The following is an 18,315-nucleotide window of genomic DNA, read 5'->3' as shown; positions in this document are numbered from 1 at the left end:
GAGTAGGAGCCCCCTCGTGGCCGACGACAGCACGCCAAAGCCCGGGAACGCCTCGGCAACCCCCATTGATCCCATCCTGTTCGTCGAACGCAATCCGGCCCCCGATCGGGAGCAGAGCGTCATTCTCGACGACAGTCTCGAAACCGCGACCGACGATCCGCTCGACTATGTGAACCTGCATCTCGGCGCCGACATCTCCCTTCCCGGTTCGAATGACGACGGCGGTGCGGGGCGTCCGCTATTGGATGCCGATGGCGCGGCCGCTGGCGCGGTGGCGTCCGGGTCGGTGGGCGATGGCCCCGGTGCCGCCGACATCGGCTTGGTGGGTGATCCGTTCCGCGGCGCGGGCGACCTGTTCGGACCGGGCAGCGGCGGCGGCGGCTTCAGTGCCGAGGACGGCACCGTGTTCGCCACCGCCGGGTCTTTCGAAACGGCGGTGCGTGGCGCCACTGATCGCGGCGGCGTGGTCTTGCCGGCTCTCGGCGACGACGTCCCGCTCGCCGGGCTCGACGGCGGCGATGCGGCAGACACCGACGCCGGCACGCCGGACACGACCGTGCCGGACGGCGAACCGTCCCTATCCGAGATCATCGTCGCTGAACAAGGCGACGACGGCGGCCCGGACGGCACCAGCGGCGATGACGGCGGCGACCCAACGAACCAGGCGCCGACGGCCGGGCCCCTGTCACTGACGGCGACCGAAGACGGCGACCCGGTGAGCGCGGCCCTGCCGGTCACCGACCCCGACGCCGACGACACGCTCGGCTACGAGATCGTCACCGACCCGGCCGAGGGCAGCGCCAGCGTTGACCCCGACGGCACGGTGCGCTTCGACCCCGGCGACGGCTTCCAGGACCTGGCCGAGGGCGACAGTCGCGACGTCGCCTTCACCTATCGGGTCACCGACAGCGCCGGCAACACCGCCACCGAGACGGTCACGGTCACCGTCACCGGCACCAACGACGCGCCCCTTGCGGCGGCCGACACCGGCACCACGGGCGAGAACATCCCGCTGACCCTCGACGTGCTGACCAATGACCGCGACCCGGACGCCGGCGACACCCTGACCCTCACCGGCGCGTCCCTAGCGCCGGGTGCCGGCGGCAGCGTCTCGATCACCGACGACGGGCGGCTCGCCTTCGACCCCGGCAGCGCCTATGACCATCTGGCGCCGGGCGACACCGCCACCGCCACGGTCACCTACACGGTCACCGACGAGGCGAGTGCGACCGACACCGCCACCGCCACCATCACCGTCACCGGCACCAACGACGCGCCGGTCGCCACCTTCACCGGCCCGGTGGCCGCCGAAGAGGACGGCCCCACCGTCTCCGGCCAGTTGACCGCCACCGACGTGGACGCCGAGCCCGGCGAGCTTCGCTACGCGCTGGTCGAGGGCCCGGCCGAGGGCTCGGTCACCGTCGACCCCGACGGCGGCTTCGCCTTCGACGCCGGCGATGACTTCCAGGACCTGGCCGAGGGCCAAACCCGCGACGTCAGCTTCACCTACAAGGTCACCGACGGCCACGGCGGCAGCGACACCGAGACCGTCACCATCACGGTCACCGGCACCAACGACGCGCCCATCGCGGTCGCCGACACCGCCACCACGGGCGAGAACGCCCCGCTGACCCTCGACGTGCTGACCAATGACCGCGACCCCGACGCCGACGACACCCTGACGCTCACCGGCGCGACCCTGGCGCCGGGTGCCGGCGGCAGCGTCTCGATCACCGACGACGGGCGGCTCGCCTTCGACCCCGGCAGCGCCTATGACCATCTGGCGCCGGGCGACACCGCCACCGCCACGGTCACCTACACGGTCACCGACGACACCGGTGCGACCGACACCGCCACCGCCACCATCACCGTCACCGGCACCAACGACGCGCCGCTCGCCACCTTCACCGGCCCGGTGGCCGCCGAAGAGGACGGCCCCACCGTCTCCGGCCAGTTGACCGCCACCGACGTGGACGCCGAGACCGGCGAGCTTCGCTACGCGCTGGTCGAGGGCCCGGCCGAGGGCTCGGTCACCGTCGACGCCGACGGCGGCTTCGCCTTCGACGCCGGCGAGGACTTCCAGGACCTGGCCGAGGGCCAAACCCGCGACGTCAGCTTCACCTACAAGGTCACCGACGGCCACGGCGGCAGCGACACCGAGACCGTCACCATCACGGTCACCGGCACCAACGACGCGCCGATTGCGGCGGCCGACACCGGGACCACGGGTGAGAACAGCCCGCTGACCCTCGACGTGCTCGCCAACGACCGCGACCCCGACGCCGACGACACCCTGACGCTCACCGGCGCGACCCTGGCGCCGGGTGCCGGCAGCAGCGTCTCGATCACCGACGACGGGCGGCTCGCCTTCGACCCCGGCAGCGCCTATGACCATCTGGCGCCGGGCGACACCGCCACCGCCACGGTCACCTACACGGTCACCGACGACGCGGGCGCGACCGACACGGCGACCGCCACCATCACCATCACCGGCACCAACGACGCGCCGGTCGCCATGGCCGACACCGGGGCGACCGACGAAGACAGCGCTGTCGACGTGGACGTGCTGGCCAATGACCGCGATGCCGACGCCGGCGACGGCGCGACGCTGACCGACGTGGCATGGGTCGACGGCCAGGCGGGCCGCGACGGCAGTTCGATCGACATCGTCGACGGCGCACTGCGCTTCGACCCCGGCGACGCGTATAATGACCTGTCGGTGGGCGACAGCGAGACCGTGCAGGTGCGCTACACCGTCACCGACGACCATGGCGCCAGCGATACGGCCACCGCCACCATCACCATCGCCGGCCGCAACGACGCACCGGCGATCACCGCCGTGACGCAGGACGGCGGCGCAGTCGACGGGGCGCTGTTGCTCAACGAGACCGGCCGGCTCGACGGCGTGGCGATGATCGCCGACGTGGACAATTTCCCCACCAACGCGCTGACCGTGTCGATGACCTTCGCGTCCGACACGCCGCCGGGCCATGACGGACTCAACACCAATGGCAACGCGCTGTTTTCCTACAATGGCTCCGACGGCGACGATAACGAGTTCATGGTCTTCGCCCGGCCCAACGGCCGGTTCAGCGTCTATGTCAATGGCCAGGAATGCGATCTGGGGCGCGGCATCGACAACGCTTTCGGCGACCTGTTCGACGGCCAACCCCATGACCTGACCGTCAGTTGGGACAGCACCGACGGCTCGCTCCGGGTCTATCTGGACGGCCAATTGGCGGGCGAAGGCACGGTATCGACGGGCCAGCCGATCTCGGCTGGCGGCACGGTCACCCTGGGCCAGGAGCAAACCGATCTGGGCGCCGGCTTCGACCGCGAGCAGGACTTCAATGGCCGGATGTACGGCCTTACCGTTCGTGACGGCGCGCTGACACCCGACCAGATCGCCGGCGGCGACGACCGCCAGGGCCGGGTGCTCGACTTCGACTTCACCCGCGGCGAGGCGGTCGGCCTCACCAACCAAGTCACCGGCGAGACTAAGATGACCATCGCCCAGGATGCGCTGTTCGTGGGCGGGCAGATATTCTCCGCGGTGGAGGACGGCGATGCCATCGCCATCCAGGTGACCGCCCAGGACCCCGACCGGGCCGACACGCTCCGCTATCGTCTGAACGAACGCGGCGCCGACGCCGAGGGCGTCGCCACCATAGACCCGGCGACCGGGCGCATCGTTTTCGACCCGGCGGACGATTTCCAGTATTTGGCCGAGGGCGAGACCACCACGGTGACCTTGACGGTCACCGTCGACGACGGCCGGGACCTGCCCAACAGCACCGATACCGAGACCGTCACGATCACCGTCACCGGCACCAACGACGCGCCCATCGTGGACGTGGGCCCAGGCGCGGCCAGCGAGGACGGCGCCCCGGTGACCATCGCGGTCGACGCACGCGACGTGGACAATGACGACAGCGTCAGCCTCGCGGTGCTCGACCAGCCCGAGGCGGGCCAGGTGACCCTCGACGCCGATGGCCAGTTCGTCTTCGACCCCGGCCACGCGTTCCAGGACTTGGACACGGGCGACACCCGCCAGGTGTCGTTCCGCTACCGCGCCACCGACGCCATGGGCGAGACCACCACCGGCACCGCCACGGTGACGGTGACCGGCGCCGACGACCAACCGGTGATCGGCCCGATCGTCGACGTGACCAACAGCCTCGACGCTCAGCCGGTGCTCCCCGGCCAAGCGCTGACCCTCGACGGCGCGGCGGGCGACGCGGCCCTGGCCGCTGACCTCGCTGGCTGGCCCGGCGACGCGCTCACCGTGTCGATGACCTTCGCCAGCGCCGCGGCCCCCGGCAGCGGGGGCCGCGGCGACGTGGCGTTGCTGTCCTATGCGGTCGAGGGCTCGGACAACGCCTTCACCGTGCTGGCCAATGACCATGGCGGGCTCGACGTCTATGTGAACAATCAATTGGTCCGGGTGCCGGTCGACGGCGGCACAGGGGCGCTGTTCGATGGCACCTATAAGACCCTGAGCTTGAGTTGGGACGGTGACACCGGCGCGCTGCGCGTCTATGTGGACAGTGAGTTCAAGGGCGAGGGTCTGGCCGCCGCCGGCCAGACCGTGCCCAGCGGCGGCACCCTGGCGCTGGGCCAGGACCAGGACAGCGTCGGCGGTGGCTTCGACCCCGATCAGGCGTTCACCGGCCGCATCGCCGATTTGCAACTGTTCGACCATGTGCGCGGTGCGGCGACGCTGGCGGCCGACGCGGGCCAGGCCGGCGTCGACGGCGCGACGGGCGGCAGCGTGCTGGCCTATGACTTCACCGACGGCGGGCTCGACGACCGCTCGGGCGGCGCCGATCTCAGCCTCGACGGCGGTGCGGCGCTCACCGGCGACGCGGCACTGGACCGACCGGGCGAAACGCCGCTGCGGATCGGCGAGGACGCGAATGCGCTCCGGGCCATCGGCGGCCGGATTACCGCCAGCGACATCGACGGCGACGATCTGAGCTTCTCGCTGGTCGAAGGGCCGGCGCAGGGCGCGTTGACGCTGGCCAGCGACGGCCAGTTCACCTACCACCCCGACGGCGCGTTCGAGAGCCTGGGGCTCGGCGACACCGCCACCGTTCGCTTCACCGTGGCGGTGAGCGACGGCGACGGCCCGGCCGTCACCCGCGAGGTCTCCTTGATCATCGAGGGCGAGAACGACGCCCCGACCGACATCACGCTGAGCCCCGACGCAGGCCAGACCGGCACCGATCCGGCGCAGGACCGCGCCACGGTGGCGGAAAACGCCGCTGCGGGTACGGTGGTCGCCACCCTCGGCAGCGTCGACGTGGACGCGGGCGACAGCCACACCTATGCGCTGGTCGAGCAGACCAGGCCGCTCGACGAGGCGCTCGCCGCCGACCCCGACGGCGTGTTCTCGCTGCCCACCGGCGCCGACGGGCTGCGCCTGACCGCCATGGGCCGGCTCGAAGACGGCGACGGCCAGGCGACCCACTCGGTCTGGCGCTTGCGCAACGGCACCGACGAGGCGGTCGAGGTGACGCTATCGCCCTATGGCGGCGGCGAGCCGATCACCGTCACCCTGCCCCCCAACACCGACACCTTCGTGGCCAGCGAGGCGGCGGGCGCCACCCACAAGATGAGCTGGGACGGCGGCGCGCAGACCAAGGCACCCGGCGGCGGCGGCTTTTCCTACGACGCCCCTGTGACGGTCGGCGCCGGCGATCTGCCGTTCGAGGTGGTCGGCGACCAATTGCGCGTGCGCGACGGCGCCAACCTCGATTACGAAACCCAGTCGAGCTATCAGGTGACGCTGCGCACCACCGACGAGGCCGGCGCCACCCACACCGAGACCATCACCGTCGACCTGACCGACCGGCCCGAGGCGCCGACGGCCGGGCCCCTGTCACTGACGGCGACCGAAGACGGCGACCCGGTGAGCGCGGCCCTGCCGGTCACCGACCCCGACGCCGACGACACGCTCGGCTACGAGATCGTCACCGACCCGGCCGAGGGCAGCGCCAGCGTCGACCCCGACGGCACGGTGCGCTTCGACCCCAGCGACGGCTTCCAGGACCTGGCCGAGGGCGACAGTCGCGACGTCACCTTCACCTATCGGGTCACCGACAGCGCCGGCAACGCCGCCACCGAGACCGTCACGGTCACCGTCACCGGCACCAACGACGCGCCCCTTGCGGCGGCCGACACCGGCACCACGGGCGAGAACATCCCGCTGACCCTCGACGTGCTCGCCAACGACCGCGACCCCGACGCCGACGACACCCTGACCCTCACTGGCGCGACCCTGGCGCCGGGTGCCGGCGGCAGCGTCTCGATCACCGACGACGGGCGGCTCGCCTTCGACCCCGGCAACGCCTATGACCATCTGGCGCCGGGCGACACCGCCACCGCCACGGTCACCTACACGGTCACCGACGACGCGGGCGCCACCGACACCGCCACCGCCACCATCACCGTCACCGGCACCAACGACGCGCCGGTCGCCACCTTCACCGGCCCGGTGGCCGCCGAAGAGGACGGCCCCACCGTCTCCGGCCAGTTGACCGCCACCGACGTGGACGCCGAGACCGGCGAGCTTCGCTACGCGCTGGTCGAGGGCCCGGGCGAGGGCTCGGTCACCGTCGACCCCGACGGCGGCTTCGCCTTCGACGCCGGCGACGACTTCCAGGACCTGGCCGAAGGCCAAACCCGCGACGTCAGCTTCACCTACAAGGTCACCGACGGCCACGGCGGCACCGACACCGAGACCGTCACCATCACCGTCACCGGCACCAACGACGCGCCGGTCGGCACCTATAGCGGGACGCTTGAAGCCGACGAAGACGGAAGCCTTGTCGACGGCCAGTTGACCGCCACCGATGTGGATGGCCCCGACGACAAGATCGTCTTCGACCTGGTCAGCGACCCCGAGGCCGGTGGCGGTTGGGTGACCGTGCTGCCCGACGGCCGGTTCGGTTTCGACCCCGGCGAGGACTTCCAGGAGCTGGCCGAGGGCGAAACCCGCGACGTCACCTTCACCTACAAGGTCACCGACGAACACGGCGCCACCTCGACGGCAACCGCCACCATCACCGTCACCGGTCGCAACGACGCCCCCATCGCCACCTTCAAAGGCCCGGTGACGGCGGAAGAAGACGGTCCGGTGGTCAGCGGCCAGTTGACCGCCTATGATGTGGACGCCGACCCGGGCGACCTGAGCTTCGCGCTGGTCGACGAACCGGCCGAAGGCTCGGTCAGCGTCGACCCCGACGGCACCTTCCGCTTCGACCCCGGCAACGACTTCCAGGATCTGGCCGAGGGCGAAACCCGCGACGTCAGCTTCACCTACAAGGTCACCGACGAGCAGGGCGCCACCTCGACCGCCAGCGTCACGGTCACCGTGACCGGCACGGCCGACGCGCCGGCGGCGATCTTCACCACCGGCGACGATACCGTCGACCTGACCGCCTACAGTGCCAGCGTCGCCGCGGCCGCCACCCAACGCGACGCGCTGTCGGGCAACGACACCGTGATCCTGCACGGCGGCGTCGACTATGGCGCCGACAGCGCCTTCGACGCCGGCACCGGCGACGACCGGGTCACCGGCACGGCCCGGGCCGACCATATTCACGGCGGCGCCGGCCATGACACGCTGATCGGGGCCGGCGGCGGCGACGTGCTGACCGGCGGGGCGGGCAATGACCGCTTCGAGGTGGCGCCGGGCGACGGCGCGGTGGTGATCACCGATTTCACGCCCGTGGGCAGCGGCGGCACGCTGCAAAACGCCGGCTTTGACACCATCCGCTTCGGCGCCGGGCTGCGCCCCGAGGCCATGCAGATGGTCCAGGACGGTGCCGACACGGTGATCACCTTCGACAATGCGCCCGGCCTGTCGGTGCGCCTCGAAGGCGTCGACGTCACCCTGCTCGACGACCTGCCCGGCGGCCACGCCAATTTCCTGTTCGACGGCAGCACCGCCGCCGGCGACGCCGGCCCCGACGCGGTAGACGTGTTCAACCCTTATGATGACGCCCGCGGCGGTCTGTTCAGCGGCGACACCGTCACCTTCCTGACCCCTGAAGACAATGACGTGACCGGCACCCGTTCGGCCGACGTGATCAAGGGCATGGGCGGCGACGACCGGATCGACGGCGGCGGCGGCGACGATACGCTCGAAGGCAATGCCGGCGACGACACGCTGATCGGCGGCGCCGGCGACGACATGCTGCGCGGCGGCCTGGGCGACGATACCCTGACCGGCAGCGGCTCGGGCGGCGGCGGCGGCGACCGCAATGTGTTCGCCCTGGGCGACGTGTCGGCCCGCCACGAAGGCGACGACGTGATCACCGACTTCGACGTCAACGGCGGCGGCGAGACCGGGTTCGACACGCTGACGTTCCGCTTCGACGGCCAGGATTACGCGCTGCAGACCAGCGAGCAGTTCCTGGATTTCATCAACGAAATCACCACGGACGGGCGCGACGATACCAGCGCACGCGTGGACGGCGCCGACCTGGTGTTCGACTTCGGCGCCACGGTGGGCAGCGTGCGCCTGGAAGGCGTCGTGGGCCCCGACGGCCTCGACCCCGACGACATCGACGCCATCCTGACCCCCGACCAGCCCGACCCCGGCGACGACACCGAAGACGACGGCCCGTGCGGCGAAACCCGGCCGGGTGATATGCTGGGCACCGAGGGGACTGATACGCTGACCGGAACGCCGGGCAGCGACCGCATCTTCGGCCTGGGTGGCGATGACGTCATCAGGGACAGCGGTAACGGCGATGACGTCATCTGCGGCGGCGACGGCCGCGACATCATCCAGGTGAGCGGGCGTGGCGACGACCGGATCGGCGGCGGCGACGGCGACGACATCATCGACAATGCCGGAAGCGGTCACGACCAGATCTGGGGCGGGGCCGGCGACGACATCATTCGCAACAGTGGTAACGGTAACGACCAGATACGGGGCGGCGCTGGGAACGACGAAATCACCAGCAGCGGCAATGGCGACGACCAATTCTGGGGCGGCGACGGCGACGATGTCATCACCCGCAAAGGCGCCGGCGACGACCAGTTCTGGGGTGGCGCCGGCAACGACACCATGACCGGTGGCGCCGGCGACGACACCTTCCACATCGACGACTATACCGGCACCGCCCCGGGCCACGACACCGTTACAGACTTCCGCCCCGGTACCGACACCATCGACATCGCCGGCTACGGCAAGGTGTCGAGCGGTGTCCAATTGCTCGGCTTCATCGCCAGCCTGGCGGTCAGCGGTCGCGCCGGCGCCGGGGCCCGGGTGGACGGCGACGATCTGGTCATCGACTATGGCGACGGCGCGGGCTCGCTGACGCTCGCGGGGGTCGTCGGCCAGGACGGCTTGACCGCAGCGGCGATCGACGACGCAGCCATGCCCGCCGGCACCAGCACCGCCAACGGGGCAGCGGCCGACGGCTTGAGCGCGCGAGGCGCCGGTCCTGTGCCGGACGGCCAGTCCGCCGAGGCCGCAACCGGCGGCGGGTCGACCGCCTCCGGGGCGACCGACGGGACCGAGGGCAACGCCGAGGGTCCAGCCGAAGCGATCCAACCGGACGCCCCGGCCGACGCCAGCGACCCGATGCAACCGGCCAATGCAACCGAGAACGCCGCCCCCAGCGATGCCGAAGCCGGTCCAGAGGCAGCCGAGGCGGCGGCGGGAACCGGCGACGACCAGACGGCCACGGCGCCCGAAGCGACACCAGCGGACGAGCCGGCCACCGACGAGCCGGCCGCCAACGCGGGGCCGTCCGGTGACGCCGCCGGGACCGGGCCGCTGGACGATCTCTCGGCCGACGCCGCCGACGCCGGAACCGATCCCGGGGCCGACCCCATGGCCGGCGCTGACGGCGACGACCAAGCCGAACCGCAAGGCGCCGGCGACCTGTCGGGCGACGACGACACGCCTTTGAGCGATGTCGGCGACGCCGCGGGCGAGACGACCGACGGGGCGGCGGACATCGGCGCGCCCACCGTCATCACGGTCGCGGGCCAGGCCAGCGTCGCCGGCACCGGCGACGATGAATTGTTCCAGGTCGGCGCCGACGCGGCCTTTAATGGCGTGTCCTATCTGGACGGCGGCGGCGGCGAGGACACCATGGACATCTCCGCCTTTGCCGGCAGCAACTGGGTGATCTCGCTCGACAATGGCGCCACGTTCAGCGCCGACGGCGGCACCAGCCTGACCGACATCGACAGCCCAGGCGAAATCCAGGTGGACGGCGAAACGGTGATCGACTTTTCGAACATCGACCACATCACCTGGTAGCATCCCGCAACGCCCGAGCCCCGCATGTGCCGCCCCCGGAGACGTGCGGGGCTCGCCTTTGACGAGCCGCGGTGCTAAGCTCACGGCGCGAACCGACCGGCCGCCCCCGAAACGGGCACAACGCAGGCCGGCGATCGATCTGTTTGGGGAGGCGTGAGGCGTGAACGCGGTCTGGGCGATCGCGGCGGCGGCGGCCTATGCGGCCGCTCTGTTCGGCTTGGCCAGTTGGACCGACCGACGCACGGCGCGCGCGACGGCCGGGACGGCCGGCCCGCTGCGCGGCACCGGGCTCGTCTATGCCCTGTCGCTGGCGGTCTATTGCACCTCCTGGACGTTCTTTGGCGCGGTCGGCACGGCGGCGCGCGACGGCTGGGACTATCTGCCGATCTATCTGGGGCCGTTGCTGCTGTTCACCCTCGGCCTGCCGCTGGTGCGCCGGCTGGTGCGCGCGGCCAAGGCGCAGAACGCCAGTTCCATCGCCGACTTCCTGTCGGCGCGCTACGGCAAGAGCCAAGGCGTCGCCACCGCGGTGACCGTGTCGGCGGTGATCGCCGCCCTGCCCTATATCGCCTTGCAACTGAAGTCGGTGGCGATGAGCTTCGCGGTGCTGACCGACGGCCCCGGCGTCGCCGGACCCGATGCCGGCGACGCCAGCCTGATGGTCGCGCTGGCGCTGGCCGCCTTCGCGATCCTGTTCGGCACCCGCAATCCCGACATGACCGCGTCCAACCGCGGCATGATCTGGGCGATCGCGGCTGAATCGGCGTTCAAACTGGCGGCCCTGGTCGCGGTCGCGGGCTTCGCCTGGGCCTGGCTCGCCATGCCAGAGGGCGCCGCCCAACAGGCCCCGATCCCCCCCCCGGACGACCCGTTCGGGCTGACCGCGCTCGGCCCGCCGCGCCTCGACCTGGACTTTATCACCCTGACCCTGCTGGCGGTCGGCGCCATGCTGTGCCTGCCGCGCCAGTTCCACGTCATGGTGGTGGAATCCGACCCACCCGGCGACCGGCGCCCGACCGCCGGGCTGCGCACCGCACGCTGGCTGGTGCCGATCTATATGGCGCTGACCGCATTGGTGGTGCCGCCGATCGCCGCCGCCGGCATGGCGCTCGGGCCTACCGGCGGGCCGGCCGATCTGTTCGTGCTGTCTTTGCCGGTCGCCCAGGGCCAAGACCTGCTGGCGTTGATCGCCTTTCTGGGCGGTTTTTCCGCCGCCACCGGCATGGTGGTGGTGTCGTCGGTGGCGCTGTCGAACATGATCACCAGCGATCTGGTCGCGCCCATGATCCTGCGCGACCGCCGCTATCGCCAGCCGACCGACCCCGCCGCGTCCGACCGACCCGGACCGCCGCTGGCGCGCACCCTGCTAGCCAGCCGGCGCCTGGCGATCCTGGGCATCCTGGTCGCCGCGCACCTGTTCCAGCAGGGTATGCAGGCGGGCGAGAGCCTGGCCCAGCAGGGGCTGTTGGCGTTCGCCGCCGTGGCCCAGTTCACCCCGGCGCTGATCGGCGGGCTGTTCTGGCGCCGCGGCAACCGGGTCGGCGTGCTGGTGGGGCTCGGGCTCGGCATGGCGCTGTGGTTCGTCATGCTGATGCTGCCGGCCTATACCGGCGCGGCGGCACCGCTCGGGCCGTGGCCCGGGCTCGACCCGCTGACGCTCGGCGTCGCGGTGGCGCTGGCGGCCAATACGGCGGGCTATGTGGCCGGCTCGCTCCTGGCCCGGCCGCGCCTGGTCGACCGGGTGCAGGCGGCCGCCGTCCTGGCGGCCGAGGGCGGCGGCCGGCCGCGGCTTGAAGGCCCGCGCGGCTACACCCGGGCCGAGGATCTGATCACCCTGATGGAGCGCTGTTTGGGCGAGGCGCGCGCGCGCGAGGCGATCGGCGCCTTCGAGTTGGTCGCCGGGCGCCCCTATGCCGCCGACGACCCCGTCGACGGCCCGCTGATGGCGTTCGCCGAGGGCCAGTTGGCGCGCCTGCTCGGCGCGTCGTCGGCGCGGCTGCTGATCGGCTCGGCGCTCGAAGGCCGGTCGGTGCCGCTCGAAGACGTGGTGGCGCTGATCGACGAGACCTCGCAGAAGCTGCAATTCAACCGCGAACTGTTGCAGGCGACGCTGGAGCATCTGAGCCAGGGCGTGTCGGTGGTCGACCAGGACATGCGGCTGGTGGCTTGGAACACGACCTATAAGACCATGTTCGCGCTGCCCGACCATCTGGTCACGGTGGGTCGGCCGATCGCCGACATCATCCGCTACAATGTGCTGCGCAGCGGCGTCGAGGTGGGCGAGCTTGACGCCCATGTGGCGCGCCGGCTCGACCATATGCGCGCCGGCAACGCCCACGCCCAGGAGCGCCCCCTGCCCGACGGCCGGGTGATCCGCCTGCAAGGCAACCCGATGCCCGGCGGCGGCTATGTGACCAGCTTCAGCGACGTGACCGCCGACAAGCACACCCAAAACGCCCTCCAGGACGCCAAGGCGACCCTGGAACAGCGGGTCGCCGCGCGCACCGCCGAGGCCGAGGCGGCCCGCATCCAGGCCGAACGCGCCACCCAGTCCAAGACCCGCTTCCTCGCCGCGGCCAGCCACGACCTGTTGCAACCGCTCAACGCCGCGCGGCTGTTCACCAGCGCCCTTGAAGAGGAAGTGCGCGGGCGCATCCCGGCGGCCGAGCGGCTCGCCGCGTCCATCGACCAGTCGATTGCCTCGGCCGACCGGCTGCTCAAGGCGCTGCTCGACATCTCCAAACTCGACGCCGGCGGCCTGCAACCGAGCGTCTCGGCGGTGCCGCTGTCGGCGGTGCTCGACGGCCTGACCAACGAGTTCTCGGCACTCGCCCACCACAAAGGGCTGACCTTCCGCACCGTGCCGACGCGCGCCTGGGTGACCACCGACCGCGACCTGTTGCAGTCGGTGCTGCAGAACCTGATCTCCAACGCGGTGCGCTATACCCCGCGCGGCAAGGTGCTGGTCGGCTGCCGGCGGCGCGGCGACACGGTGGCGATCCAGGTGCTGGACACCGGCCCGGGTATCCCCGCCGACAAACGCGACGAGATTTTCGAGGAGTTCCGCCGCCTCGACGACCCGGGCGACGGCACCGGCGAGGGCAGCGAAAAGGGCCTGGGCCTCGGCCTCGCGATCACCCGGCGCATCGCCAGCCTGCTCGGCCACGGGCTCGCCCTGGCCTCGACGCCCGGCCGGGGCACCTGCTTCACGGTCAGCGTGCCGGTGGCCCAGGCCGCCGAGCCGCGCCCGCTTCCCATCCGCCGGGCCGGCGGCCAGGCGCTGCGCGGCCTGCGGGTGCTGTGCCTGGACAACGACCCCGACGTGCTCGACGGGCTCGCCGCCCTGCTCGACCGCTGGCAGGCGACGCCGCTGCTCGCCGCCGACGAGGCCGCAGCGCTCGCCGCCTGCGCCAAGACCGGGCCGCCCGACCTGATGCTGCTCGACTATCGCCTCGACGGCGGGCTGTCGGGACCGGTGGTCTATGACCGGCTGGCCGCCGCCTGGGGCCACGGCCCGCCGGCCGCCCTGGTCAGCGCCGAACACAGCGCCGAAGTCACCGACGCGGCGGCGGCGCGCGGCCTGCCGGTGTTGGGCAAACCGGTACCGCCGGCGTCGTTGCGCGCGCTGCTCGTGCAGTTGACCAGAACGGCGGCCGAGTGACCTCGGCGGCGTGCCCCCGGCGCAGTAACCCCTAAGGAGAGACCCCGGCGGCGAGCCCCCCGGCGGCGAGCCCCTGGCGGCCGGAGGGCTCAGCCCTTCGCCGGCGCCGGCGGCGGTGCGGTGCGCTTGGCCAGCGCCTTGGCGGCGGCGGGCGGCGACGGGATCGCGCGCGCCTCGCGACACAGTGCGGTCAGCTTTTCCGCCAGGCCGCGCGCTTCATCCAGGCTCATGCGCCCGGCGCGCGCGCCCCGCCGCACCTCGACCCGATCGGCCGCGCGCACCACATAGATGCGCTCCTGCCGGCACGAGGCGGCGACGGTGTTGACCGGCAACGCCGGCGGCTTGCGCAACAGGGCGCACAGCTTGTCGGCCTCGCCCGAATCGATCTCGAACACCTCGTCGCGGCGCTGCCAAAGTCGGATGCCGCTGTCGGCCAACGCCACGTTCCAGGCTCGTTTTCCGCTCCAGAAGTTGCTCAACGCCATCATGCTGATCCCTTGGCCGAGTACCGGCCCAACAGGATACCCCCACGGGGCTCCCGCTTCAATCGACCGCCGCGCCGATCTCCCGGTAGGGCGGCGTCACGCGTCCCGGGGCGGCGTGGGCAGAACCATCACCTCGTGCACGTCGACGGTCGCCGGCTGCGACAGGGCGTAGAGCACCGAACGCGCCACATCCTCGGGGCGCAGGCCGTCGGGCTTGGGCTCGTCGAAGAACGCCGTGTCGACCACGCCCGGCTCGATCAGCGTCACGCGCACACCGGTGCCGCGCACTTCCTCGCGCAGGCCATAGCCGATCGCCGACACCGCCCATTTGGTCGCGGCATAGAACGAGCCGGCGATAGTCCGCCGCCCGGCCACCGAACCGGTGATCAGCACATGGCCCCGACGTTCCTTGATCGCCGGCAGACAGGCGCGCAGCGTATAGGCGCAGCCGAGGATGTTCACGTCGACCATGCGTCGCCAGCCGTCGACCGGCGCAGCGGCAAAGCCGCCCGGCCCGCCGCCGGTGCCGGCATTGGCGAACACCGCGTCGATGGCGCCGAAATGGGCCACCACCGTTTCGACCATGCGGGTCTGGTCGTCCAGATCGGTCACGTCGACGGCCACCGCCAACGCCCGGTCGGCCCCCAACTCGGCGACCAGGGCGTCGAGCTTGTCGCGCCGCCGGGCGGCCAGGGCGACCCGCCAGCCGGCGGCCACGGCGGCACGCGCGGTCGCCGCGCCGATGCCCGACGACGCGCCGGTGATCAAGAGCACCCGACCGTTGCCGGCCTCGGGCGCGGTTGTCGCATCGGCACCGGCGGTATGGGAAGGCGTGGCCATGGGCTCGGTCTCCTTGTTGCACTGGCGTCTCTGGTCACGCGGCGTCTATGCCGCGCCCGGTTGAGGTGGGCGCCGCGCCCGGCCCGGTCAAGCCGCCGCCCCCCCCGAACAGCGTTGCCCCACGCTCCCATTGCCCCTTCACCCCTTATGGACCGAGCGCAGCGACGCAATCGGACCGCCGCCGCGGTCCAAGGACGCTTGAGCCCCGGTGCTGCGACGGCTATGCCTGGGGTCAGCGCGACACCATGACGCCAACGCCCGCGACAGCGACGACCGATCACGAAAGGACAGCCATGCCCGCCTACCGCTTCTCCGGTCCCGAGACCGCCACCGACCGGGACGACACGCGCTCCTGGGCGCGCCATCTGCACTTCAGCACCCAGGGCTGGACCCGCATGCACTGGATCATCGCGGTCGGCGTGACGGTGTTGTTGTGGTTCGTGTTCGGCTGGGCGTTCGGCCTGTTGTTCGGCGCCGTGGCCGGCATCGCCACCTTCCTCGGCTGGGTCGCCGGGGTGGTGCTGGCCGGCGCACTGGTGGTCGCCGCCTTCTTCCTGATGGTGCTGGTGGCCACCCGGATGATCGTCGACTTCTTCAGTTAACCCAAGCGCAAACCCCGGAGCACACCCCATGGGATTGATCGGCGCCATCGTCATCGGCCTGTTGGCAGGCTTCCTCGCCGGCCGGCTGTTCCGCGGCCGCGGCTTCGGCCTGCTGGGCAATATCGTTATCGGCCTGGTGGGCGCGATGATCGGCAGCTTCCTGTTCGGACTCGTGGGCCTGGCCGCCTATGGGCTGATCGCCAAGCTGGTGATGGCCACCCTGGGCGCGGTGGTGCTGCTGTTTATCGCCAGCCGGCTGCGCTGACCGCCGCGTGTCAATCGGCGGGCACGGCCGACAGCGCCCAACCCGGTCCTGACAGCAGGGGGTCGGCCGCCCGCGTCTCCTCGGCTTGCGGGACGTCGAGCCGTACCGAAGCGAGGCGATCCAGCGCGCCGGTGCGCACCGCCTCGGCCAGCCGCGCCTGGGCAAGGCGGTCGCGCTGGCCCACGCAGCCGACAAACGCCACCGGGTCGGCGAGCCGGGCGGCATAGACGCCGCTCGCCGCGCTGTGGGCGCGGGCCTCGACCACCAGCACCCGACCCCAACGCGGGATCGTGCCCGCCAGATCGGGCTCCAGCGTCAACGGCATGACCAGCCGCCTGCCGGGCTTGAGCGCGGCCACCCAATCGGGCACCAGGCCGGCAAGGCCGGCGTTCACATAGACCCCGTCGGCCGCATCGACGCCCAGATCCGCGCCGGCGCCCAACGACGCCCCGCCCCCATGGCCATCGCCATGGCGCACACCGGCCCAGCCGAGCCCGGCCCGGACAAGGGCTGCCTGGGCCGCTTGCGCCAGGTCCTTGACGATCTCGATGCCCAGGACGGCACCGCCGGGCCCCACCAGGTGGGCCAGGATCGCCGTGTAATAGCCGCGCCCGGCGCCGATATGGACGACCGTGCCGCCGACCGGCGGCGCCAGCGCGTGGAGCATGCGCGCGTGCAGCGACGGCTGGCCATTGTTGAGCCCGCGCCCCGCATCGATGGCCACCAGACAGTCGGCGTAGAGGGCCGCAACGTCGGCGGTGGGGGCGAAACCGCCGCCGGCGACACTGATCGACCACGGGCCCGGTGGCAGAAACGCCTCGCGCGGGACGGCGGCGAAGGCGGCGCCAAGGCGGGCGTCGTCGACGCCCGCGACGCGCAGGACACGCGCGGCAAAGCGCTGCCGCACCCCGGCCAAGTCATCGGCGGACGACGGATTGGCCGCCCCGTCGTCCTGTTCGCCCATCGCCATGGTCGTGTCACCCGCGCCGCCGGTCAAGCGGCCTCGGCGAACCGGCGCGGCGTGTAGGCGTCGGCGCGCACACCGAATGCCGCCAACGCGTCCGACACCGCGCCGGTGAGGACCAGGTCGGCGACCAGGCGCCCCCAGGCCGGCGCGGTCTGGATGCCCCAGCCGGCCTGGCCCACCGACCAGAAGAAGCCGGGCCGGTCGGGGTCGAAACCGATCACCGGGGCGCGGTCGGGCGCAAAGGTACGCAGGCCCGCCCAGCGCTGGCGGATCGACGGCACGTCGAGCGTGGTGGCGCGCTGGATGCGGTCGGCGATGATCGCCACGTCCAGTTCCTCGGGCTGCACGTCGCCCGCCGGCATCGCCGTTTCGTCCGCCGGCGACGCCAGAACGCCGCCCGATTCGGGGCGGAAATAGAAGCTCTCGGCCAGGTCGAAGACCAGCGGCCAATGGGGCTCGACGGTGGCCTTGGCCGGGTTGAAGACGATGATCGTGCGCCGGCACGGGATCAGCCCCACCGGCCGCACGCCGGCCAATTCGGCGACCCGGTCGCCCCAGGCGCCCGCCGCGTTGACCACCGTGGCGGCCTCGATGGTCTCGCCGCCGACCCGCGCCCGCCACACGCCGTCGACCCGGTCGAGTGCCTCGACCGGCGCCTTGACCCGCACCGCGCCGCCGCGCGCCCGCAAGCCGCCCAGAAAGCCCTGGTGCAGCGCGGCCACGTCCATGTCCCAGCAATCGGGGTCGTCGATGGCGCCGGCGAGGCCGTCGAGCGCCACCACCGGCACGCGCCGGCGCACCTCGGCCGCGTCGATCATGTCGACGCCCGACACCGCGCCCGCCAGGTCGGCCAGTTGGGCCTGGGCACGGTCGACCTGATCCTCGGTGAACACATGCAGCGCGCCCCGGTCGTGGACCAGCGGCGCGTCGGAAAAGCCCGCCGGCGGCTGCTCGAAAAAACCGCGCGAGGCGGAGGTCAGCGGCAGCACCGAGGGCCCGCCATAGGATTCGGCAAAGAACGCCGCCGAGCGGCCGGTGGTGTGAAACCCGAGCAGCGCCTCGCTTTCGACCACGGTCACCCGGGCACCCGCATCGGCCAAATAATAGGCTGCCGAGGCCCCGGCGATGCCACCGCCGATCACCAGGATATCGGTCTTGTCCGCCATGACTTGCTCTCCTTTTCCGGCCATGTGATGACAGCCGCGCCGGG

8 protein-coding genes are annotated in these 18,315 nt (G+C 71.8%); 4 read left to right on the top strand and 4 right to left on the bottom strand.

All coding sequences use genetic code 11. From position 1 onward, the window contains the following. The first annotated feature begins 16 nt into the window (after window positions 1-16). Window positions 17-10,285, top strand: coding sequence for an Ig-like domain-containing protein (locus EV659_RS07675; RefSeq protein WP_132708282.1), 10,269 nt, complete (start codon window positions 17-19; stop codon window positions 10,283-10,285). 160 nt (window positions 10,286-10,445) lie between these two features. Continuing rightward, the gene (locus EV659_RS07670; protein WP_132708281.1) at window positions 10,446-13,946 is read left to right on the top strand and encodes a hybrid sensor histidine kinase/response regulator; all 3,501 of its coding nucleotides are present in this window, start codon (window positions 10,446-10,448) and stop codon (window positions 13,944-13,946) included. Between the two features lie 89 nt (window positions 13,947-14,035). Here EV659_RS07670 and EV659_RS07665 read toward each other — a convergent pair whose 3' ends face one another. Both EV659_RS07665 and EV659_RS07660 read right to left on the bottom strand, forming a co-directional pair. Next, window positions 14,036-14,431, bottom strand: a complete 396-nt coding sequence (locus tag EV659_RS07665) for a hypothetical protein (RefSeq protein WP_132708280.1) — start codon at window positions 14,429-14,431, stop codon at window positions 14,036-14,038. A 96-nt stretch (window positions 14,432-14,527) separates the two neighbouring features. Continuing rightward, on the bottom strand, window positions 14,528-15,271 hold the full coding sequence (locus tag EV659_RS07660) for an SDR family oxidoreductase (protein WP_132708279.1): 744 nt from the start codon (window positions 15,269-15,271) through the stop codon (window positions 14,528-14,530). 293 nt (window positions 15,272-15,564) lie between these two features. On the opposite strand from EV659_RS07660, the gene EV659_RS07655 reads away from it, so the two are divergent. Together EV659_RS07655 and EV659_RS07650 are read left to right on the top strand one after the other, a co-directional pair. Continuing rightward, the gene (locus EV659_RS07655; protein ID WP_132708278.1) at window positions 15,565-15,873 is read left to right on the top strand and encodes a hypothetical protein; all 309 of its coding nucleotides are present in this window, start codon (window positions 15,565-15,567) and stop codon (window positions 15,871-15,873) included. Between the two features lie 28 nt (window positions 15,874-15,901). Further along, window positions 15,902-16,138, top strand: a complete 237-nt coding sequence (locus EV659_RS07650; RefSeq protein ID WP_132708277.1) for a GlsB/YeaQ/YmgE family stress response membrane protein — start codon at window positions 15,902-15,904, stop codon at window positions 16,136-16,138. Window positions 16,139-16,148: 10 nt separating this feature from the next. Here EV659_RS07650 and EV659_RS07645 read toward each other — a convergent pair whose 3' ends face one another. Together EV659_RS07645 and EV659_RS07640 are read right to left on the bottom strand one after the other, a co-directional pair. Next, window positions 16,149-17,108 (bottom strand): protein-L-isoaspartate O-methyltransferase family protein, encoded by a 960-nt coding sequence (locus EV659_RS07645; protein WP_132708276.1) that lies wholly within the window; start codon window positions 17,106-17,108, stop codon window positions 16,149-16,151. Window positions 17,109-17,131: 23 nt separating this feature from the next. Further along, entirely contained in the window at window positions 17,132-18,271 is a 1,140-nt protein-coding gene (locus tag EV659_RS07640; RefSeq protein WP_165878783.1) for an NAD(P)/FAD-dependent oxidoreductase, read from the bottom strand. Between the last annotated feature and the right edge of the window lie 44 nt (window positions 18,272-18,315).

Origin of the sequence: Rhodothalassium salexigens DSM 2132, from assembly GCF_004341375.1 — a bacterium.
Lineage (GTDB): Bacteria > Pseudomonadota > Alphaproteobacteria > Sphingomonadales > Rhodothalassiaceae > Rhodothalassium > Rhodothalassium salexigens.
Note: the sequence above shows the minus strand (reverse complement) of the source record. Positions and strands in the feature narration are given on the sequence as shown.